The sequence below is a fragment of the Bacillus sp. FSL W8-1127 genome, assembly GCF_038006725.1.
Lineage (GTDB): Bacteria > Bacillota > Bacilli > Bacillales > DSM-4216 > Bacillus_O > Bacillus_O smithii.
Genome location: NZ_JBBOVU010000001.1, coordinates 1,589,963 through 1,612,082, shown reverse-complemented (window position 1 = coordinate 1,612,082; position 22,120 = coordinate 1,589,963). Strand labels below are relative to the sequence as shown.

23 protein-coding genes and 2 pseudogenes are annotated in these 22,120 nt (G+C 37.4%); 3 read left to right on the top strand and 22 right to left on the bottom strand.

Annotation, left to right across the window (positions count from 1 at the left end; translation table 11 throughout):
- Positions 1-13: 13 nt before the first annotated feature.
- From NST12_RS07680 to NST12_RS07665, 4 genes are all read right to left on the bottom strand, one after another.
- Complete coding sequence (locus tag NST12_RS07680) at positions 14-298, bottom strand: hypothetical protein (protein ID WP_048623306.1); 285 nt, start codon at positions 296-298, stop codon at positions 14-16.
- A 652-nt stretch (positions 299-950) separates the two neighbouring features.
- Positions 951-2,312, bottom strand: a complete 1,362-nt coding sequence (locus NST12_RS07675; protein WP_341029346.1) for an IS4 family transposase — start codon at positions 2,310-2,312, stop codon at positions 951-953.
- Positions 2,313-2,491: 179 nt separating this feature from the next.
- Positions 2,492-2,881, bottom strand: a complete 390-nt coding sequence (locus NST12_RS07670; protein ID WP_341102154.1) for a CPBP family intramembrane glutamic endopeptidase — start codon at positions 2,879-2,881, stop codon at positions 2,492-2,494.
- Positions 2,882-3,263: 382 nt separating this feature from the next.
- Positions 3,264-4,547 (bottom strand): IS110 family transposase, encoded by a 1,284-nt coding sequence (locus NST12_RS07665; protein ID WP_048622726.1) that lies wholly within the window; start codon positions 4,545-4,547, stop codon positions 3,264-3,266.
- A 393-nt stretch (positions 4,548-4,940) separates the two neighbouring features.
- On the opposite strand from NST12_RS07665, the gene NST12_RS07660 reads away from it, so the two are divergent.
- Complete coding sequence (locus NST12_RS07660) at positions 4,941-6,143, top strand: transposase (RefSeq protein WP_270583607.1); 1,203 nt, start codon at positions 4,941-4,943, stop codon at positions 6,141-6,143.
- Positions 6,144-6,268: 125 nt separating this feature from the next.
- Here NST12_RS07660 and NST12_RS07655 read toward each other — a convergent pair whose 3' ends face one another.
- Both NST12_RS07655 and NST12_RS07650 read right to left on the bottom strand, forming a co-directional pair.
- The gene (locus NST12_RS07655) at positions 6,269-7,030 is read right to left on the bottom strand and encodes a sporulation-delaying protein SdpB family protein (RefSeq protein ID WP_341100803.1); all 762 of its coding nucleotides are present in this window, start codon (positions 7,028-7,030) and stop codon (positions 6,269-6,271) included.
- Positions 7,015-7,509, bottom strand: a complete 495-nt coding sequence (locus tag NST12_RS07650) for an SdpA family antimicrobial peptide system protein (RefSeq protein WP_341100800.1) — start codon at positions 7,507-7,509, stop codon at positions 7,015-7,017. Before NST12_RS07650 ends, NST12_RS07655 begins: the two co-directional genes overlap by 16 nt.
- A 74-nt stretch (positions 7,510-7,583) precedes the next feature.
- Here NST12_RS07650 and NST12_RS07645 point away from each other — a divergent pair, with 74 nt between their 5' ends.
- Positions 7,584-8,750, top strand: coding sequence for an IS256 family transposase (locus NST12_RS07645; RefSeq protein ID WP_048622577.1), 1,167 nt, complete (start codon positions 7,584-7,586; stop codon positions 8,748-8,750).
- Positions 8,751-9,052: 302 nt separating this feature from the next.
- Here the strand turns inward: NST12_RS07645 and NST12_RS07640 are convergent, their stop codons facing one another.
- The 7 genes and pseudogenes from NST12_RS07640 to NST12_RS07610 form a co-directional block, all read right to left on the bottom strand.
- Positions 9,053-9,433: a thiol-disulfide oxidoreductase DCC family protein gene (locus NST12_RS07640; protein ID WP_048623302.1), complete on the bottom strand. Its 381-nt coding sequence runs from the start codon at positions 9,431-9,433 to the stop codon at positions 9,053-9,055.
- Between the two features lie 34 nt (positions 9,434-9,467).
- Positions 9,468-9,776: a DUF3784 domain-containing protein gene (locus NST12_RS07635; RefSeq protein WP_244878053.1), complete on the bottom strand. Its 309-nt coding sequence runs from the start codon at positions 9,774-9,776 to the stop codon at positions 9,468-9,470.
- 62 nt (positions 9,777-9,838) lie between these two features.
- Positions 9,839-11,200, bottom strand: coding sequence for an IS4 family transposase (locus NST12_RS07630; RefSeq protein ID WP_003353499.1), 1,362 nt, complete (start codon positions 11,198-11,200; stop codon positions 9,839-9,841).
- Between the two features lie 158 nt (positions 11,201-11,358).
- Positions 11,359-11,652: a TetR/AcrR family transcriptional regulator gene (locus NST12_RS07625; RefSeq protein WP_048623301.1), complete on the bottom strand. Its 294-nt coding sequence runs from the start codon at positions 11,650-11,652 to the stop codon at positions 11,359-11,361.
- A gap of 326 nt (positions 11,653-11,978) precedes the next feature.
- Positions 11,979-12,431: a GNAT family N-acetyltransferase gene (locus NST12_RS07620; protein ID WP_048623300.1), complete on the bottom strand. Its 453-nt coding sequence runs from the start codon at positions 12,429-12,431 to the stop codon at positions 11,979-11,981.
- A gap of 145 nt (positions 12,432-12,576) precedes the next feature.
- On the bottom strand, positions 12,577-13,152 hold the full coding sequence (locus tag NST12_RS07615; RefSeq protein ID WP_048623299.1) for a GNAT family N-acetyltransferase: 576 nt from the start codon (positions 13,150-13,152) through the stop codon (positions 12,577-12,579).
- 261 nt (positions 13,153-13,413) lie between these two features.
- Positions 13,414-13,728, bottom strand: a pseudogene (locus tag NST12_RS07610) (MaoC/PaaZ C-terminal domain-containing protein); the annotation flags it as partial.
- Between the two features lie 142 nt (positions 13,729-13,870).
- On the opposite strand from NST12_RS07610, the gene NST12_RS07605 reads away from it, so the two are divergent.
- Positions 13,871-14,986 carry an IS4 family transposase gene (locus tag NST12_RS07605; protein ID WP_003352762.1) on the top strand — a complete coding sequence of 372 codons (1,116 nt, stop codon included), beginning with the start codon at positions 13,871-13,873 and terminating at the stop codon, positions 14,984-14,986.
- Between the two features lie 144 nt (positions 14,987-15,130).
- Here NST12_RS07605 and NST12_RS07600 read toward each other — a convergent pair.
- The 9 genes and pseudogenes from NST12_RS07600 to NST12_RS07560 all read right to left on the bottom strand — a co-directional run.
- Positions 15,131-15,226: pseudogene (locus tag NST12_RS07600) on the bottom strand (dehydratase); the annotation flags it as partial.
- Positions 15,223-15,672, bottom strand: coding sequence for a MaoC family dehydratase N-terminal domain-containing protein (locus tag NST12_RS07595; protein ID WP_048623297.1), 450 nt, complete (start codon positions 15,670-15,672; stop codon positions 15,223-15,225). The pseudogene NST12_RS07600 and the gene NST12_RS07595, both read right to left, overlap by 4 nt.
- 18 nt (positions 15,673-15,690) lie before the next feature.
- A complete protein-coding gene (locus NST12_RS07590; RefSeq protein WP_048623296.1) occupies positions 15,691-16,455 on the bottom strand; it encodes a beta-ketoacyl-ACP reductase in 765 nt (254 codons plus the stop codon).
- Positions 16,428-16,610: a hypothetical protein gene (locus NST12_RS07585; RefSeq protein ID WP_156179230.1), complete on the bottom strand. Its 183-nt coding sequence runs from the start codon at positions 16,608-16,610 to the stop codon at positions 16,428-16,430. The genes NST12_RS07590 and NST12_RS07585 overlap by 28 nt, the downstream gene beginning before the upstream one ends.
- A gap of 317 nt (positions 16,611-16,927) precedes the next feature.
- Complete coding sequence (locus NST12_RS07580; protein ID WP_048623294.1) at positions 16,928-17,986, bottom strand: zinc-dependent alcohol dehydrogenase family protein; 1,059 nt, start codon at positions 17,984-17,986, stop codon at positions 16,928-16,930.
- 849 nt (positions 17,987-18,835) lie between these two features.
- Positions 18,836-19,966, bottom strand: coding sequence for a bifunctional cystathionine gamma-lyase/homocysteine desulfhydrase (locus NST12_RS07575; RefSeq protein WP_341100791.1), 1,131 nt, complete (start codon positions 19,964-19,966; stop codon positions 18,836-18,838).
- A gap of 37 nt (positions 19,967-20,003) precedes the next feature.
- Positions 20,004-20,933, bottom strand: coding sequence for a PLP-dependent cysteine synthase family protein (locus NST12_RS07570; RefSeq protein WP_270583927.1), 930 nt, complete (start codon positions 20,931-20,933; stop codon positions 20,004-20,006).
- A 14-nt stretch (positions 20,934-20,947) separates the two neighbouring features.
- Positions 20,948-21,418, bottom strand: coding sequence for an S-ribosylhomocysteine lyase (locus NST12_RS07565; protein ID WP_003352835.1), 471 nt, complete (start codon positions 21,416-21,418; stop codon positions 20,948-20,950).
- The gene (locus tag NST12_RS07560; RefSeq protein ID WP_341100788.1) at positions 21,390-22,064 is read right to left on the bottom strand and encodes a class I SAM-dependent DNA methyltransferase; all 675 of its coding nucleotides are present in this window, start codon (positions 22,062-22,064) and stop codon (positions 21,390-21,392) included. The genes NST12_RS07565 and NST12_RS07560 overlap by 29 nt, the downstream gene beginning before the upstream one ends.
- Between the last annotated feature and the right edge of the window lie 56 nt (positions 22,065-22,120).

The window sequence follows — 22,120 nt, the reverse complement described above, 5'->3', positions numbered from 1 at the left end:
TAAAACCATTGAGTTAGTTCTTAATTTCTCCAATAATCTTTTCATAATCTTTATCAGAAACTGTCTTTGATTTGTGTTGAACCACCACAATTAAGTTTTGAGGATATTTATTGGAAAATTCTTTTTGTATTATATTCTTTTCAGTCATCGATTCGCTTTTAGGGTCATTAAAACCACCAGAAGATAATTGATTAGGAAGATTAATGGCAAAGTATCCCCCTGCTAATAATATTAAAATCCAAAATAACAGGATTTTCTTTGGGTGACCAGTCACCCATTTTGCGAGTTTGGTAAACATTCATTCATCATCCTATTCTCTAGTTTGAATTTCAGATCTATTCACATAAAAGCTTCAAATTTTTTACGGGAATCGGCATTTGACTTAGTGTTAGAACATCTTCCACCAAAATTTATGGATTAAAGTGTAATGAATTCAGAATTTCCACTAGTTCTCCTTCGTTTTTCTCTACATTCGTCATCGGGAAACAGGGATCAATCCACCTTTTGATAACACTTCTGGTGCCGTCTTAACAGAATCAAATTTATTCAACATTCTTTCTTCCTTTCGGGTGAGTGACCAGTCACCCATTTATGTTGTTTAAAAAAAGGAAAACTTATTTCCCTAATTTTTATTACACCCTAATCCATTTAGTACGAAGTTGATTAAAAATTCAATTTTTTCATCTACAGGTAAATCTAATGGCAAATTCTTTGGCTGCAAATTAGGAATCAATGTATAAACCATTGAAAGTATTAAATAACCCGCTGCTTCAGGATAGGGAGTTTTAAAGATTCCCTGTTTCGTACCTTCCTTTAATATTTCACAGAACGGATGTCTGAGGTCTTTAAATATCTCAAACACTTCATCTTGAAAATCAGGGTGGTTTTGCAATTGGTACCTGGACCACAAAATTACAAATGGAATGTAGTTCTCACCAAATTTTAATAACTCAACTTTCGCACACAGTAATATTTAAGCATTGCTTGATATAATTAGGTATAGTGGCCAACCATTTATTCATTTGATTTTTAAAGATGTCCATGTTCAAAGAAACCTCGGCTTCCGCCAAAGTTTGGAAAAGGTCAATAAGTGATTGAAGGGCAGTAATAAAATCTATGTCTTTTACATCTTCGCAAAGGATGTAAAAAAGGTTGCCAATCGTCTTAGGATCCTCCTCTTTTCGCATTTGCCAAGCAATGAGAATATATCGTGTAAAAACAATGGTTGTATGGCTAATTAACATGTCGTAGGAACGTCCCTGGAATTCTTTCTCTAAATTTAAAAGGGATTTATTGCATTTGAAGAAGACTTCAATGTCCCAACGCATGCCGTAAATACGAATGATCTCTTCATTTTCTAATGTTGTATCTGTGCTGAGAATGGCAAGCCATTCGCTCCGTTTATTACGGTTTCGTACAAATAGAATTTTTACTGGAATTCCATTGTCTAAAGTAGCATAAACGGATCCGCGAATGTCTTTTTTACCCATGTGAGGTTTTGCCAATTTGTAAAGTTGATTCAGTGTGAAACGTTCACCATTGTAAACGTATCGCTGCTTTAATTGCTTCACCAAGCCAATGACAAATAACCCTTTGTTCGTAATCTTCTCAATTAAAGGCGCTTGTGTAAACCAGGAATCCATGAGAACATAGTCAGCTATAATCCCTTTTTCAAGCGCATGATCAAGTAAAGCTGAAGCCACGTCCGGTTTTGATTTCAGAGCTTCCTGGCGACGCTTATAGCCAGATGTTCGTTTATCAATATTGGTATTGATTTCTTGCAGGCGATTTTCCTTTTTCGGTGAACTTAGAAGAGCAAAATCAACGGGAATAAAAGTAAAACTATCGGTCCAGCCAAGGGTAAGCATTTGAAACCCTTTCAAGTACTGATGGGTAGAGTGATCAAAAACCTTAGCCAACAGTTCAACCGACTTACTACGGTTTCTTGAAAAGACAGAATCATCAATCACAAAAGCTGTGACACGATCTTTTGAAGTTAATGGTTGAAGCAGACGGATCATTTCACTGCTTAATGAAAGCAGAAACTTTCTCCAATGATAGGTTGGTGTATTTAAAAAGCGATAGACTGTATCCTTTCCGGGCAGATCCTGAGATCGTTTACTCATAAAAGCACGAAACCAGTTCTTATATTGGAAGACTAAAAGAAAAATCAGTTTGAAAACAGTAAGACAAGAATACCCGGAAAGTTTCGTAATATTCGCTTTTCTTAAATGATATCCAATATTTAATTCGGAAAATCCTTGTTTAATTTCTTTTGGTAATTGCGCAAAGTAGTCTTTATTCGTTATCATAGTGGTGACACCTTTCTTTTGGATTTGGTTTCGTCACCAATATTTTACCAAAAGAATAGGTGTCTTTCTTTATGTTTTAAAAAATGTCAAATGATAATTTTGTACTTCCAAAACCCATTTACATCAAGCATTTAAACAAGATTTTGGACTGCGAAAGTTGAGTTATAATTAAACCTTATTTAATAAAAAATAGACATAAACAAGACATGAATAAAGAAATCTGCCGACATATGTGCAATCATTGCATATTCCAATCCTTTTTTCCAATATAAATATCCGAACCATAAACCCAAAAGGCCGTTTAATACTAATGTTCGAATGAGAATAATTAATGAAAATTCACCTAATATTTGCACATTAGATGGCAAATGCCCAAGTCCAAATAAAAGTGCTGTCAGAAAAATTGCTATATAATAGAAGCTATTGGGAATACCCTCTTTTTCTTTTTTTGTTATACGTGCCAGTAACCAGACGATTAGTGTCATTATAAATAAACGCAGCATTAACTCTTCTGTGATTCCTCCATAAAACATAGCAAGTAATCCTTGCCACCATTTTGTAACAGGAATCTCCCTCTATAAACTTTAATTTTCTTCAAAATTCTCACGTTTTCTTTAAATTTCGCTAACACATAATAGCTTCTTCACCTCAAATGAGTGGATATTACTTGTATTTATTCAATATATTTACATGGTAAGGTGCATCCTATAATACAGATTTACAATATCTGTAATATCATGTATGACCGTGCAAGAAGTCTCCACACTTCTCATGGTCGCTCACCCTCCCATGTATCACTGGATTTTAAGATCCACACATTCCTTCGTCCTGCGTACCCATGAGGTGGAGGTTGGATATGCTCCTTTACAGGGTCTAATGCCCGAATGGTGAAAATATACTCCAACTCTGCACTATTGGTGTTTGTCAGAATAACAAGTCGTTTGAAAGCTTTTATGCAGCCTGTAATGCTTTTATTTGAGGTAATCCCTTTAATAGCTTTAATCCATCAAACTCACACTGTTTCTTACCAATGGCAAATAACACACGTAATAATTTACAACACAAGGCAATCAGAGACTGTTGTTTTTTTAACGGCCTGTCTGGCCGATTGGTATAGTAATGATGCAAGGCTTTAAATACAGGATTATGGGCAACCAATGGTCGAATGGCCAGGTATAATGCTTTTCGTAAACGTCTTCGACCCCTTTTGGTTATGCGTGTTTGCCCTTTATACTTTCCTGAACTGTGTTCTCTTAAAGAAAGCCCTGCCAGATTGACTAATTGTTGCGGATGATTGTACTTGGTTAAATCTCCTACTTCCGCAAAGAACAAAGCAATGGTAGTGTAACTAAGTCCCGGGATATTGGTCATTTGTTTCGCACCTGGTATGCTTTCAACAACACCTTCTAGTTCTTCATCTAGTTGTGCTAACTGTTTCTTGTAAAGCTCATATTGATCCAATAGGCAATCCAATTCTCTTTTTGCGAACTGGATTCCTGTCTCAATCCCAACGCTCTTTTTCGCTACTTCTACGAGTCGGGTTGCTCGTTTCAGCCCAACCCCACGCTGTACATACGGTTTCCATTTTTGCAGCACTTCTTCTGGTGACAACTTTTGAATATGAGAGGGAAATGGAAACATGCGCAAGGTATAAAAGGCTGCTTTACCTTTCCAATCTCCAAACACATCGAAAAACTCTGGGAAAAAGCGCTGAATGACGTTTTCAATCCGCCCTTCAATGATCATAAGCTGTTTGATGAGCTGATCTCGTAATTTGACGCCTTCCCTTAGTTCAGCGTATACGCCCTCTAATAGGTTCGGTACGGAGTATCGCCCATCTTTCATTAACTGTGCAATGACACGAGCATCTTTTGTATCGTTTTTTGTAGGCGAATTGTCATCAAGCTCTTTACTTTTTTTGACGTGCATGGGATTCACTAGCACTACATCATATCCTTTTGCCTTAAGAAAGTAAGCAAGATTTAGCCAATAATGACCTGTTGGCTCCATTCCAAAAATCACGTGGTCCTTATGATTTTCTTTTTGAATATGATTAACCCAATCTAATAAGGTTTGAAAGCCGTGTATACGATTTTCAAAGATCAATCTCTTGCCAAATTCTAAGCCTCGGTCATCTTGAAAACGGGCAACGTGCTTTTCTTTAGCTACATCAATACCTACAATGAGAGTTGATGGTGTAATTTGAGAGATTTTTTGATTTTGTGTATAATTCATTTTGAGTCCTCCTTGGTTTATTGAAATTCGGGGTCAACGCGCATTGACACCCTGTACTATACCAAGGGGACTTTTTTTTATCAAACCTCAAATTTCCTCATTACAGGAATGCTCCTTTCAAGTAGTAATAGTTTATACTCTTTATTTAGTGGTTCTAGGTATAGTATTAAAGCTGCTATCATCGCAGTAGAAAAACTAATTAAACCTAACATAATAGCAAAAATTTCGTGCATAAAAATGGCAAGTAAAAACAAGATTTTTTTTATTGAGCATTTTGCACATTTTTCAACCCAAGAGCCATAAGGTTTTCTAAAGCATAAAAAAGGACTTCACCCCTTATTTGTAGAATTTTGAAGTGACCAAACCACAAAAATCCACAAGGAGGAAGTCACTTTGTATATTCTACAAGAAAGTCTATTTTCCTTTGAAGAATTGCAAATTTTAGAGTCAAAAGAGAAATTACCGATCTTTTTTAGTGCTCTAGATTTGCGTCCTTATGCTAAACAATTGAAAAGTTCTTCACCCCAAGGGGCTGAAGGACATTCCAAAGAAGGGATATTAAGGGCTCTTATCGCTGCCCCATTAGAAGGTATTGATACTTTTACTTCTCTTCACAATCGATTGAAAAATGACCTGCGTTTTCGTTACCAATGTGGTTTAGATATTAGCAGGCCTGCACCATCCATCTCTACTCTTAGCCGAGTATTTTCTTCACTAACCAAAACTGGACTCGTGAAAAGAATCTTTCAAGATCTCGTCCAGTTAGCTCAAGAGGAAGGAGTAATTGATGGAAAACATCAGGCTATCGACAGTGCCGCCATTGATGCTTACGAAAAGAAGCAGCCTAAGAAGCGAAGTGAACAAACAGGCAACGCCAATTGGGGGGCAAAGTTTGATTCCTTCGGTAATAAAATGACTTGGTTTGGCTATAAGATGCATCTTTCCGTTGACACCAAAAGTGAATTACCAATGGCGATTGAAGTAACCCCTGCTCATATCAACGATGGGGATGTCGCACCACAATTAATTGAACAAGTAAAGAGTTGTACAAACTCTAAAATTGATTTCCTGATAATGGATGGTGGGTACGACCAGCTTAAAAACTACGAATCCGCCAAGAACATTGGGGCTCAAGCTATTATTCCACTCAATTTGCGTAATGAAAAGGAGCCTCCCGAAGGAATTGCCTCCAATGGAACCCCACGCTGTTCTATGGGGTACGAAATGACTTATTGGGGAGCCAATAAGGATCAGCTCAAATTCAGATGTCCACACGCAACCGGAAAAGTGGATTGCCCATTAGGAATGGCAGCCTGTTCATCCTCCAACTATGGAATGGTAGTAAAAATTAACGTGAATAAGGATCTTCGCCGGTACTCTAATCCACACCGCGATTCCAAACGTTGGAAAGAACTTTACAATGAGCGAACCAGTGTAGAACGGTGCAATTCAAGAATGAAAAGTTATCTTACAGCGAACTCCCTGCATGTGTGGGGAATCGATAAAGTAAAAACTCATATTTACTTGAACGCCATCGTATTACTGGTTTCAGCTCTCGCAATGGCAAAAGAGAGTAAAAAGCAACAAACCGCTTAAAAAATTTTTAAAGCGAAAAATTCTGCAAGTACGCCCAAAAAAGGACAAACAGAATATTTGTAAACCAAAGATACAAAATACCCCAATTTATTTGGGTTTCTTTTAAAACTCTTTTTAATAAAAATCTAATTTTGCAAAATGCTCATTTTATAATTAGAAAATAATCCACAAAATAGTAATAATTGCAAAACGATTGTTCCCCAAGTAGGTATAATAATTAACCAACTTTCCGCAATTGGTTCAATAAGGGTCATAAGTTTTGGATTTACTCCAAACATTGGGTCATTGATATAGTAGTAAACAGCTGTTCCATTAACCCATTCTGCATTAAACAGTTTTGCAATACTAGAATGTAAATATAAAATAGCAATTTGAAGTTGGATAACGAAGATAGCTGCCCAAGCAATCGCATTAGCAACTTTTGATTCTTCTACTGAAGTTTTTCTTTCCCAATGCCATTTTCTTTTATCTCCTAAAGTAATAGGAAGTAATAAAAAGGTTAATACACTAATAACTTGATCTCCACCATCTAGTGTTGTCATTGAGTTTTGGATACTAAATGCAATCCACCAATGTATTATCCCTGTGATTCTTGGTCTCCACCCTGACGCTACCAGTAGTAATAAGAAAATCACAATAATTTTAACGGTTGGTAAGAACTCTACAGGTAAAATACAAAATGCACTTATACGACTAATGCCAGTGGAGCAAAATGGATATTCTTCAATCCCTGCCACGGGTTTGAATAGTGTACTCACTTCATTAAACATAAGAGTCATAATAGAGGAAAGTGCTAAAATGGTTCTTGCTAAACCATAAACATTGGTAAATGGAGATCCAAGGTTATTTAGTTGGTTTACAGTTGATTCCTTTATGTTTTGGAACATTTTAATTCTACCTTCACCATTTTCATAGTTTTATAATTTCTTTCTATACTAGAACTCCAAGACCATGGCATTGGTTCCTTGATTGTAATAATATGTACTCCGCAAAGGGTTGGTTCAGGTGTTTTGTTTATAATTTCAATTGGCTTAACATCCTCTATCTCTTTAATACAATATTTTATATCATATTTTGAACATTCTTTAAATTCAGACCCTTGTATTTCTTGTAGAAACATCCCAATTTCTGTTCCTTGTGCTCTACCTTCTCTACTAATCCCAAATAGGTTTGAAACTCTCATATTTGGCCATTTTACTGACTTTTCTCCATCTAAAGAATAGACATCCAAGTATTCATCTCTAGGACTTTTGCTGAAGAACCCCCATCCTTGTGGCATTATTTGCGAAATCACAAGTTTATAATCACTTTTTATATTAATAGGATTTGGTGGTAAGGATGATGTATAAAATTTTGTGTCAAGCATTTAGTTAGACCAAAAGAAAAAGGTAGGGTATTCTCTGATTTGACCAATCATCTAGAGAAAGGAGTACCCTACCTATGTCTAAGAGTATATCGAATATAGATTGGATGAATCAACTGGAAAACGTTATTCGTGAGTTTGTAAAGGAAAAATTAGAGCTGATCATGAAGGAAGAAATCCAGACTTTCCTCGAAATGGAACAAGAGGGAACGTCGAATAGAAGAAACGGCTATTACCATCGAAACCTAGACACGCAGTATGGTCGTATCGAAGGACTTTCTGTTCCAAGAGACCGAAAGGGGGAATTTCAAACGCAGCTGTTCACCCCTTACCAACGCCATACGGGCTGGCTCGAGGAAGCCATCATCAAGATGTATCAAAGTGGTATGAGTACGCGTGAAATTGGCAAGTTTATTGAACGAATTTTAGGCAAGGCCTATTCTCCTTCAACGATCAGTCGTATGACCGATATCGTGAAAGAAGACATTGAGAAATGGCACAAACGTCCCCTGAACAAACGTTATTCTGTCTTATATTTAGACGGATTGTATGTAAAACTTCGTCGCGATACCGTGGAGAAAGAAGTGATTTATGTGGTGTTGGGGGTCAACGAAGAAGGATATCGCGAAATTCTTGATTTTTTCGTAGGAGGACAGGAGAGTGCCTATGGATGGCAAGAGATTCTTCAACAGCTCTACAAAAGAGGCGTACAGGAAGTGCTTCTGGGCGTATTTGATGGCCTTCCGGGGCTAGAGGAAGCCTTTAAGGCTGTTTATCCGAAAGCCGATGTGCAGCGCTGTGTCGTTCACAAAGTACGTAATACCTTAAATCGTGTTCGGAAAAAAGATCAATTTGAAGTGGCAGAGGATCTCAAACTGATTTATCGCGCACCGAATAAGGAGATTGCGTTACAGATGTTTCAACAGTTTGAGTCGAAATGGTCGAACAAGTATCCGAGAGAAGTTCAATCTTGGGCCAATGAGTTGGATGTCCTCCTTACATTTATGGATTATCCAAGCAGTATTCGAAGTGTGATTTACACGACCAATGCCATTGAACGAACGATCAAAGAGATTCGGAAACGTCTAAAGCCGATGAACAGTTTGAGTAGTTTAGAAGCCGCTGAAAAAGTCGTGTATTTGACCATCCAAGATTTTAATGAGAAATGGGCAGGACGAAAATTACGAGGATTTGCTGAAGCCTATGAAACCCTTCAACAAATGTTTGAAAAACGTTATAACTAACCAAATATTGTAAACGAACAAAATAAAGGGATTCTCCCTTTCCACACAGGAGACTGAATATTCAGTCTCCTGTGTGGAGGAAATCGAACCCCTATCCATTCCAAATCCATTTCAGAGATACCCTATCTATCTTACATAACACAAAATTCTTGACGGTACCGTGGTAAGGCAGCAATAATAGAAAGTACAAAAATCGATAACAAGATAAACAGAGTAATATAGAAAGACATTACAGTATTATTCTTAATTTCCTGATTCATGACCTTATTAAAATTCCCCCTATCTTTCTTTATATTTGTTACTTAAATGTTTTTAATATCACAAGTTTCTTCTGAGCAATTGCCTATTGGTACAATTTTTCTTGTGCTTGCTATATAATTATAAACATAATGACCGAATCCGAAATAACTTGATAATTTAATTGGAATGTAAAAGATGGTCAGCAAGGGAATTCTAGCGATGATTGAAGCAATTGCATCAATTCCAGTTGCAATCTTTCCATTATTAATATTTATACAATGCATTTCTTTTTCTAATTTCTGTATGGGAATGTTTATTATTCTTGAATCATCACGTATGGTTTGGAATTCAATAAGACGTAACCAATTAAGACGTTGTATATTTTCTTTCATACTCACACAGAGAGGACACCAACTATCATAAAGGACAATAATTTTAGACATAATTAATTCACCTTATTTCATATTTTGTATTCATTTAAAAATAGACTCTAATTAAAGTGAAAAACGTTAAAAGCACAATGATTCCAATTAATATCCATGAAGACCAGTCACCCAGATATTCCATTAGAAAAGGGAAAATTATTATAATAATCCCAAGAGTAATCGAATATATTCCCATCACTCTTGCTAATTTATTCTTATCTCCTTTATATTGTTTTTCATCATACCCGGCAATTAATTTCAATTTCTTTTTTCTCCAAATAAGCCAACCAACAAGAATGAATAATAAACCAGTAATAATACAAATAACAATAGCAGTAGAGAAATCTGTATTTAAGGACATATTTCACCTCCGTAATAAATGGACATTTTTGGAATGATTTTTCCGAATGTTTAATTATAAACTCAACTTTCGCACACAGAAATATGAAGACAGTCCTTGATATAACGAGGTAAAGAAGTAATCCAATTGGACAGTTGACACTGAAAAATGTCCATACTCAAATAAACCTTAGCTTCAGCCAAAGTTTGGAAAAGAGAAATCAATTGTAGTAAAGCCGTTTTAAAGTCCATCTCCTTTACTTCGTCACATAGAAACAAGAATAAGTTGCCCATGGTCTTCGGATCCTCTTCTTTCCGAAGTTGCCAAGCAATCAAGATATACCGAGTGAAGACAATGGTAGTATGGCTAATCATCATGTCATAGGAACGACCTTGAAACTCTTTGGCTAAATGTAAAAACGATTTACTGAATTTAAAAAAGGTTTCAATGTCCCAACGCATCCCATAGATTCGAACGATTTCTTCATTAGACAGCGTGGTATCTGTACTCAAAATGGCTAGCCATTCACTTTGGTTGTTTCGATTCCGCACAAACACGATTTTCACTGGTAAACCCGTATGAAGGGTTGCGTGAATCGAGCCGAGTGTTTCTTTTTTGCCAATGTCTCGTTTCGCTTTTCGATACAGTTGTTCCAAGGTTAAACGTTCTCCGTTGAAAAGATACCGTTGTTTCAGCTGTTTGACCATACCAATGACAAAAAGGCCTTTGGAGTGAATCTTCTCCACCAACGGGGCATGAGTAAACCATGTATCCATGAGCACATAATCAGCGAAAATTCCTTTATCCAATGCATGTTCTACTAATTTCAACACCATGTTTGGTTTTGCTTCCAATGCCTCGAGCCGTCGTTTGTAGCCTGTGGTTCGTTTATCAATGGACGAATGGATTTCGTTCAAGCGATTCTTTTGGTTCGCTGAACTCAAAAGAGCGAAATCGATAGGTACAAATGTAAAGCCATCGGACCATCCGAGCGTTAATAGTTGAAAACCATTGACAAACTGACGAGTGGAATGATCGAATACTTTAGCTAGAAGCTCAACCGATTTACTACGGTTACGAGAATAAATCGAATCGTCTACAATAAACACGGTAACACGGCGCTTCGAAATCGTTTGTTTCACACGACGAATCACTTCGGAGCTCAGAGATAGTAAAAAGGTTCTCCAGTTATACGTAGACGAGTTCAAAAAACGATAAATGGTATCTTTTCCTGGTAAATCGGCAGCCTTTTTGCTTTGTAAGGCGTGGTACCAGTTTCTGTATTGAAAAACAAGAAGAAATAATAGTTGAAAAATCGATAAACAAGAATAACCACAAGCCTTGATAATTCCTGCTTTTCTTAAATGATTACCAATTTGTAATTCAGAAAATCCGTCTTTTATTTCTTTTGGTAATTGCGCAAAATACTCTTTTTTCGTTATCATAATGGTGACACCTTTCTTTCTTTGGTTTTTGGTTTGGTCACCAATAGTTTACCAAAAGAAAGAGGTGTCTTTTTGTTTTTTAGACGAATTTTTTCAGTGTCAAGTGAATATGAGATACCCAAAGAAACCTATCAAATCAAGGATTATTCATAAATTTTTCACTGCGAAAGTTGAGTTAATAAATATTCTAAACATAGTTTTAATTTGTCCATTAAGGAACAATCAAGATCCATTACAGCATCTGATATTTCATTGAATTTTTCCACGACGGTTTCCATTGTGGCTAAAAATAACTCTTTTTTTGTTTTAAAGTAAAGGTAAATAGATCCCTTGCCAATTCCAGAAAGTGCTGCTATTTCATTTATATTTGCAGCATCATAGCCCTTTTCAGCAAATTCTTTGGCTGCAATCTCAATAATCTTCTGTCGCTTTAGTTTCTTTGGATCATCCAATTTAATTTCCCTTTCTTAGAGGTGACCGGTCACCCATATTTAATATAAACAAAAAAATACAAAAGTCAAAGAATTATCAAAATATTTTATCATTGTATTCTTCTTCCCGCTGTTATTTCAGCACCTGTAAATTATTTTGATTTACATCATCTTGGAGATGAACGTATTTATTTCCAAAAAACAAACATGTTGAAAATAGCTGCTAGAGTGCAGCTATTTTTATGGAATAACCGTTTCCTTTAATTAATACGGTCATTTTGTGTTGCTATGATTTTCATTAAAGGCTATGCTGACCTTTATTCTCTTCCTAGCAGCTCACATAGACATCACAGATCTTTTGATAAACGTATCATATCTTTGCATTGTATACCGTTTTCAAATATTTCCTCAGAATAATGTCGAATGAAGAAATCCCTATCTATTCCCGTTATTCTAAAGCCACATTTTTGATAAAGGATAAGTGGTGCTATACTTGAATTTCCGGTACCTATTTCCATAGTTTTGTACCCTTGATTTTTCGCATTTTGTTCAGCGTGCTGGACTAACTGTTTTCCAGTCCCATTCCCTTGGTTCTCTTTTTTAACGGCAATATTGACTAACTCAACTGTTCCTGGTCTTGTAGGCAATAATATATAGACTCCGATGATTTGTCCATTATCTTCTGCTACAAAGCATTGACCTCTTGTTGCATATTCTTTAACCAAATCTTTAGCGGGATCTGCTAACAATAGTAAATCCATTGGAGGGGATTCGTTTGAATTCAATTTTCTAATCTTCACGACAATCTACCTTTCTTAAGAAGCGAAACCAAATTTTTAAGCAAGGTTACTGTGGATTCACAGTAAGAAAATTCTCATCCTTTAGATTATCAATATCGATCCCATCACAATTGATAGTTTCGGGAAAGTTTAGACTTTTCAAGAGTTAGATAATCGACTGTTTAAACGGATCTTTCTCTTGCGTTTTCCATTCTCTAGCTAATAGGCTATAAACGATGTGGTCTACAAAATGGTCATAAAGCCATTCAGCCTCCCTGAACGTCCCTTCCTTAGAAAAACCTAATCTTTCTGGGATGGCTCGACTTTTGGAATTCAAAACTGCACATCTTATTTCTACTCTGTTTAATTGTAAGTCGTTGAAAATATGATGGATCATGGCTATACATGCTTTGGTCATCAAACCACGTCCTTGAAATGGTTCTCCTAACCAATATCCTATGCTTGTTTTCTTGTTGGTCCAATCAATAAAATGTAATCCGATTATCCCCGCCAACTGACCGTTGTACCAAATACCTGCATCCATTCCATTTTTTGAAGCAAATTTTTTCTTTGACGACTCAATGAAAGAAATCGTATCTTCTACCGCTTTGGTCGAGTCAACCCAAGGAAGCCATTCTCTAAGGTATGTTCTGCAAGAATCCGTGAGGTTAAATAATGGTTCGGCATCCTGTTCTTCGAGTAATTTGAGATAAGTTTGATCGTCAATTGGAAGTCTAAGCATGATCGTCCCCCGCTATTTATCTGCTAATCATCTATTAAAATGAAATTTTCTAACATTTTAACATAAAAATAGAAATGATAATGTGAAAATTCGTATTTTTTGTTGCAAGTATAATTCATGATCACGTCATGAATTCTCTGCCTGTCCCCCCATTTCAGCATCTCTCTTCACGATTCTTCTCGGCTCTCAAAAATGCACCGCAGTAAAAAGGGAGGCCTATTCGCAGTTTAAAAACTCTTAAATATCCGCCCTTTAGTATGTTTAATACGGAGAAAATACAACTTCTCCTTTTACCACTTCCTGCCCGTTTTGATTTATAGCTTGAACATGAAAACGCAGTTGATTCTCATTTTTTTCTTTTAGAGTAGCTTTTAAAGTAATAATATCGTTAAGAAAGACCATTCTTTTAAACCGGACCGAATAATCTTGTATAAACCCTTCTTCATAATAAGGAGTAAAAAGCTTTGCAAGATTTCCCATTGTCCACATACCGTGTGCGATAATTCCTGGCAAACCGGCTTTTTTCGCTTCTTCATCAATGGTATGAATAGGATTGTAATCTCCGGAAGCCCCGGCATCACTAGCATTGCAGTAATTAAATCTGATGATTCAAAATACTAAGAATGTTCAATTTTTTATTGATTTCGAAACAAAAAAATCCTTTACAATGGAAGTACAGGTGGTTCCTGCCCAAATCCAATCGTAAAGGATAACCATTATGGACAAGAATACACTAATTTCATCATTTGGTAAATGGGTTTCACCCATAAATATTCAAAAACTTAGCGAACAAGTCAAAGAATTGAAACAGGACTATTACACAAAAAAGCTGACAACAGAAGCCTATATTAAACTTTTATTGGTAGCCCAGCTGCTCGAATTTAAGAGCTTAGAGGAAATGAGTGATGCACTTGTAGACGAAGATCTTCAAAAAGCACTCGGATTTGAATCGATAAGTGCCTCTCAGCTATCCCGAAAAAACAATCAGATCCACCCACTAATTCTTGCAAATTTGTTCTTGGATCTTGTTTGGAAAATTCAACGGTACCATTATAAAAACGGAAAGAATATGCCACTGAAAATCATTGATTCAAGTACACTCCCGTTGAACTTGACCCATTATAAATGGGCAAAATTCCGGAAAACAAAAGCTGGTGTAAAGCTACACTTACGGCTCGTTTTCATGGATAAAGACACCGTCTATCCTGAAAAAGCAGTGATTACGACAGCAAAAGAACATGACCGAAATCAACTCGAAGTCCTAGTGGATGATCAAGAAGCCATGTATGTGTTTGACCGCGGTTATGTGGACTATGAACGTTTTGATCGGATGACAGATGATGGCTATTTCTTCGTTTCAAGACTGAAGAAAAACGCAGTCATTCGTGAAGTCTATACATTTTCACTTCCTGATGATTGTCACGTTCTATCCGATAAAATGGTCTACATTGGTACCACACAAAATCGTACTGAAAATGTCTTTCGTCTACTAGAAGTTATGGACACAAAAGGGAACTTACTTCGTTTCATCACCAACCGATTTGATTTAAAACCAGAAGAGATAAGTGATATTTACCGATCTCGCTGGGCTATTGAACTCTTTTTCAAATGGCTCAAGCAACACGTAGAAATTAAGCACTTTTATGGAATGAGTGAAACAGCTATTCAAAATCAAATTTTCTTAGCCCTGATCACGTATTGCTTACATGTTCTCATTCAATTGGAGATGAAAAGTAAGAAATCCCTACTTCGAATTACTCGTTGGTTAAAGAGAGCTCTGTGGAAACCAGCTTATGTTTGGTTGCGAAAATTTGATGGGCGAGCCAGTCCATAATCTCCCTTTTGTCGTTGTCGCTCTGGTTTAACTGTATATATTTACCAAATGGGCAGTGCCACCTTTCTTTAGGTTTTGTCTTTTTGGCACAAATTCACAAAAAATAATTAACAGAAAATTCTAACTATATTTATGCAATGCTAATGCCCCGGCATATTTAATTAAATCAAGCCGCGTAACGGGAGGAAGCTGTACCTCTTCCAGTGAATCTCCCACCTGCAATTTTATGAGCTCCTTCATTCGATCATCGCCTTTCTAACTGTTTCGGTTATGATGATAGTTTGTGTGGTAGTAAAAATGATTTCACTGGACGGTTCTTCTCCGTAGCCTTTTATAACCAAAAATCCTAACTGATCGTTGCTTCCTTTTTTCTCATAGTACTTTTCCACTTTCGAGTAGCAATAAATTTCTTCTTCAACAAAAAGAGGCCGCTCATAATGAAAAGTCTGCTCTCCGTGAATAAGCCCTTTGCTTGGAAGTTTCAATCCGTCCACCACACCGTAATCCAAGACCTTTGGAAACGTTGGCGGAGCGATATTGTTTTTATATCTAGATTTTTTTCCAGTTTCCTCATCCCAATAGATTGGATTTGGATCGCCTATGGCTTCTGCAAATTTTTTAACAACGCTTCTTTCAATTCTATTCCTCACTTTTTCAGAATATTTTCCAATATGTTCCGCAAACATTTAAGTCACTCCTTCCTTTTAATTTTTTGGACCTCCCGCTACATATAAAACTTGGCCGTTGATAAAGGAAGAATTCTCGTCTGCAAAGAAAGCGACAGCATGCGCAATGTCGAAAGGCTTTCCGCTTCTTCCAACCGGTATTTGTGAAACGCTGTGATGAACAAATTCCTCAAATGATAAACCAAGTCGTCTTGCTGTCTCTTTTGTCATATCTGTTTCGATAAATCCAGGAGCTACCGCATTAGTCGTAATCCCAAATTTTCCAAGTTCAATAGCCAATGTTTTTGTAAACCCTTGCAATCCCGCTTTTGCTGCTGCATAGTTGGCCTGACCTCGATTTCCGAGAGCCGAAGTGGACGAAATGTTGATGATACGACCATATCGTTTCTCTACCATATATTTTTGAACAGCACGAGCGCAATGAAAGGATCCCTTTAAATGAACATCCATCACGGTATTCCAATCAGAGTCTGTCATTTTGAAAAGCAGGTTATCACGAATGACTCCAGCATTATTGACAAGAATATCAATCGAGCCAAACGTGTCGACCGTTTTTTTCGTAAAGTCTTCCACCTGCGATGCATCAGTGACATTTGCCACTCTCGTATAAATGTCAAACCCTTTTGCTTTTAATTCAGCAGCCGTTTGACTTAATGCTTCTTCATTCAAATCTATAATCGCTACTTTTGCTCCTTCTTCAGCAAAGAGCTCAGCGATCGCTCTTCCAATTCCGCGGCTTCCTCCTGTCACAATGGCTACTCTTCCTTTAAATCTTTCACCCATTTTTCATTCCAAGCTGCTAAAATCGTAAAAATTCGAATATGGCGATAGAACCAGCAAACATCGCCTGCCGCCGCTTTAGGATCAGGTCGGATTTTCCTTGTACTAACGAGGCTCGTCGTTTGTTGATGACATCTGTCATTTTCTATTCCTTCCATCGAAAAGTGCACGACGACAATTTTAGCAGCCGGGAATACACCCCCTTTGTATCATTTGATGCTGGTTCATCCAACGACATTTGTGCAAAATGTTCCATTATAACCATTCAAATTCCTGCTTGACATATTCGATATTCCTCAACAAAATTCCTTTTTAATTCAACTGGAAATCAGATCAGCAATAAAAGTCATAGTAAAAAGATCAGATACGGATTCAATTTAATATAGTCTGTCGCTTTATAGCTCAATAGAACACTGGCAAAAGATCATCGCGATCTAAATACCCTTCCGGAACGCTATCCGGAAGGGTTTTTTCATCAACGAAAGCTAGTGATGACGTTAAATCCTTTTGTTTTATATTGTGTCATATTGTCAAATACCGTGTTTACCTCTTTCAAGTGGACTTCCCGTTCGATCAATCGTTTCGGATTCAGTCGTCCGGAAGAAATCAAGCTCAGTAATCCTCGGTAGTCTGGATGAGGATTTCCGAGGCTTCCGACAAATTCAATTTCAGCTGCAGTAATGAGGTCAACAGGAAGCGAAACAAAACCTCCTTCTTCTGAGGTAGTTAACCCTACTTGAACATGTCTTCCTCCTTTTCTAAGAGATAAAACCGAATTTAACACGGTATCTTTAATCCCTAAAGCATCTAATCCGACATGGGCACCGCCTTTTGTTATTTCTTTTATCGCTTCGGAAACGTTTTCTTTTCTGGCATTGACTGTGGCGACAGCGCCTTCCTGCTTAGCGATTTCAAGTTTTTGATCATCAATATCGACTGCAATGACTTGTGCTCCTAAAGCATTAGCCACCTGAATGGCAGAAAGTCCTACCCCTCCTGCTCCATGTACAGCGACCCAATCACCAGGCTTGACATTGCCTCTTACGATACCGTGATAGCCTGTCATGTAACGGCAGCCCACTGCAGCCGCTGTCAAACTGTCTACATTGTCAGGGAGCCTGATCAGGTTAAAATCCGCGTTGCGAATTAAAATATATTCCGCATATCCGCCTTCAAGTCCAGACACCAATCCATAAATTTGAAGATCTTCGCATAAATTCGGCACCCCTTTTTTGCAGTATTCACATCGCCCACAGGCAGAATGGAACGGAACGGTGACACGATCTCCCGGGCGAAATGACTTCACATCTTTCCCGACTTCTTCCACTATCCCTCCAAATTCATGCCCAGGAGTAATAGGTAATTCCGGAGACAAACCAATCCACGACCAATCGCCTTGCCAAGCATGCCAGTCACTGCGGCATACTCCACACGCTTCGATTTTAATCACCGCGTCTTCTGGCCCTGGTTTAGGATCCGACACAGTTTGAATTTCCAACGGTTTTTTATGATGAATAATTTTCGCTGCTTTCATCATCATTTCCCCCTTATAATGAAAGACTTGTGTATTTCTGATTTTCTCTACATTTTTGGCAATAAAGTAAATACTTCTGAATCGCTATGGATTTGGATGAGCCCATTTAATAATGACAGAAGATAGGTCACAGGATGAGAGGCTATAACAGTGTGACATCGAGCAATAAACATTCATTCCTGTACACGCAGGCATTTGTCTTTTCAGTCATTGTTGTACAGTGCTTTCTTTCAAGAAAGACATAAGGAAACGCTTTCAAAATAGACCGTCAAATGATGAAATCTCCGAAAATGTTAAAGCCTTCATTTCCAAAAAGTGTTTTTATTCTCCTAAGCATTCTACTCGTTTTTTATTAGGAGAGCATCCATACTTTTGTAATTATTTATATTTTATAGTGAAACAAAATATGAATTTTTTCTGTCTTCCGTCTTGTCCTTCATATTTATCCCTTACTTCTCGTATAATGTGCTGCCTAATTCAAAAAAATATAGAAGGAATTCTCGGATTGACCCAAAATTTTAGAAAACAGAGAATGATAACTAATGTTTAGAGGATTGAAACGCGTCCTATATCTATTTATAAAAAAAGAAGGTTTCAGGATGAGGGAAGAAATCTAGAATTTGCTTGAAGTTAAGTAGGTCGGATTTTTCAAAGAGACGATTGCAGAAAGCGTTTCTTAGTATATTGGATAAGCTTTCGAGATTGCATTTACATGTGTCGACTTTCATTTTAACTGAATTCGAAATTTCCCATTTGGAAAAAACACTAAAAAATCGTTTGAAAGAAAATATCCCTTGCCAATAAGCAAGGGATATTTTAACCTCTATTTTTAACGGAACTCATAGACCTTTATCGTAATGCGGATTCTAGATCTTCAAGTAAATCCTCAATATCTTCAATTCCGACAGAAATGCGGATCAATCCATCTTCAATGCCTAGTTCAAGACGACGTTCGCGTGGAATCGAGGCATGCGTCATTAGTGAAGGAATCGAAATTAAACTTTCCACTGCCCCAAGACTTTCAGCCAACGTAAAGTAGCGTGTCTTTTTCAATACATCCAGCGCTTTTTCTTGAGATTCTACAGTAAAGGAAATCATTCCGCCAAATCCGGCTGATTGTGAACGGTGAATTTCGTGTCCTGGATGGGTTTCAAGACCCGGATAGTACACTTTTTCAACTTGTGGATGGTTTTGTAAAAACTCCACGATTTTATTAGTGTTCTGTTCGATTTCCTCCATGCGGACACCTAATGTTTTGATGCCGCGCATAAGAAGCCAGCTATCTTGTGGTCCAAGAATTCCACCTGTTGAATTCTGAATAAAATGAATATCTTCTGCCAGTTTTTCATCTTTTACAACAATAAGTCCGGCGACGACATCACTATGTCCTCCAAGATATTTGGTTGCGCTGTGAACGACAATATCAGCTCCAAGCGTCAATGGATTTTGCCAATATGGAGTGCTGAATGTATTGTCTACGATAAACGTTAATTGATGTTCTTTCGCAATTTTACTAATAGCTTTCAAATCGGTGATTTTCAAAAGCGGATTAGTTGGTGTTTCTACATAAATTGCTTTCGTATTCGGTTGAATCGCTTCTTTCACTGCATCCAGATTACTTGTATCCACAAAAGTAACATCGATGTTGAAACGATTTAACACTTTCGTCATAACGCGGAACGTTCCACCGTACACATCATCTGTAGCAATGACGTGGTCGCCGGCGGAAAATAATTGAATGGCTGCGGTAATGGCCGCCATTCCAGAACTGAACGCAAATCCATGCGTTCCTTCTTCAATATCGGCAATTAATTTTTCCAACGCTTCACGAGTCGGGTTTCCCGTTCTGGAGTATTCATATTTAAAATTACCTACTCCATCTTGTTTGTAGGTGCTCACTTGATAAATAGGCGTCGAAACCGCACCAGTATACGGATCACGACTAATACCACCGTGAATAAATTTTGTTTTCTTACGCATGTTAAAACTCCTTTAAAAGAAAATAAATGAAAATCTTTTATTCATTGTTTGAAAATGAATAAATTCCACTACTTAAATAACGTTCACTGCTGTCTGGAAAAATGGTGACAATATTGGTCCCTGGTTTCGCTATTTCCGCTTCTTTCAGACTAGCTTCAAGCGCTGCACCTGAAGAGCTTCCTACAAGCAATCCTTCTTTCCGAGCTACTTCGGCCAAACGGAAAAAGGCGTCCTCATCAGGAATCGTATGAATGGCATCGAAGTACTTTTTATCGATAAACGGCGGGAGAAATTCCATGCCGATTCCTTCCGTACGATGGCTTCCGGGTTCTCCGCCATTTAGTATCGAGCCCTCCGGCTCCACAATCACCGTTTTTATTTGAGGATTTTTTTCTTTTAAATAACGAGCCGTTCCCATAAAAGTGCCGCCTGAACCGGCGCCCGCAACAAACACATCAACATGGCCGTCTAAAGCATCGTATATTTCAGGACCGAGGCTTTCATAATACGTATCAGGATTGGAAAAATTTTGAAACTGCCCCGGATAAAAAGAATTAGGCGTTGTTTCCAACAATTCTTTCGCTTTCTCAATTGCCCCTTCCATTCCAAGAGACGTAGGTGTATTGATCACTTTTGCTCCGAGAGCTCTCATCAATGTTTGCTTTTCTATACTGAATTTCTCAGGTACGACAAATATTGCTTGTACACCAAATTGAATAGCTGCGAGAGCGAGACCAATTCCAGTGTTTCCAGCAGTCGGTTCAATAATGGTCCAACCTTTTTTTAGTTTACCTTCTTGGAACGCACGCTTCAACAAATATTGCCCGAGACGATCTTTTACACTTCCGCCTGGATTGAGATATTCAAGTTTGGCAAACAGGCGTACACCTTCAGGCAAGGGATAAGAAGTGATTTCAACTAACGGTGTATTCCCAATAAGTTCAAACACATTTTTTGCGAATTTCATTTTTCATTCCCCATTTAGGCAAAAACTTGTTTCCATTCATCACGTTTCGCTAACATTTTTCTTGCAATTTCTTTTGCCCCTTCTAATGAATGGCTTGCTGCCCAGCCGCATTGAACTTCATTGCAAGCCGGAACTTCTGTTGCTTGTAAAACATCTTTAAGTGTTTTTTCAATGATATCAAGAACTTCATCATAGTCATCATGATTGATAACAGTAAAATAAAAACCCGTTTGGCATCCCATCGGACTTATATCGACTATTTTATCAGAATAGTTGCGGCTGAATTCTGCCATCATATGTTCCAAAGAATGAAGTCCAGGCATATCCATATGTTCTTTGTTCGGTTGGCAAAAACGAATATCGTATTTGCGAATGACATCTCCATGAATACCCTCTTTAATACCTGCCAAACGAACATAAGGGGCTTTCACTTTTGTATGATCTAAATTAAAACTTTCAACGTTCATTTTCTTTTGTTCCGTCATGTTTATCATCTCCTTTTAATTTTGCATCCATTAGCCATACAAAACGATTTAACTGCGTAAATGAAACGTTAAAACCATTTTCCTCAAATAAATTCGTAAGTACAGGAATGGTCGTATAATATTCACGCTGCAAATCTTCAGCAAGACGATTGAAACCTTTGCTATAAGATTCCTGTATCATTTCTTGCTTTGCCTTATCTGTGGTAAAAACGGTATCGGCAAACACAACACGACCATGTGGATTTAATCTTTGTCTGAATTTGGCAATCGCTTTTCTTTTTTCAACATCCGTTAAGTGGTGAAAAGCATACGTGCTCACAAAAGTATCGATTTTCTCTGTAACATCAAAATCGAGAAAATCTCCATCTATAATTTTAACATTTGGAAGCTTATTTTGAGCAATTTTCCTCATATTGGAAGATGGTTCGATTCCAATTACATGCAAACCTTTTTGATTCAATTTAGTCGTTAAATTTCCTGTCCCAACTCCAAATTCTACAACAATACCTTCAGCTTTGTCAGCAACTGTTGAAAGAATCTCATCATATTTAGAAAATACTTCTTCATATTCAGCATCTTGACCAGACACTGTTTGATCATAAGAATGGGACCATTCGTCAAATAGCTCATTAAATTCTCTGCCCAATCCCAATTCCTCCATATCCTATAAAATAAATCCGAATAACATGTTAACACTTCCCA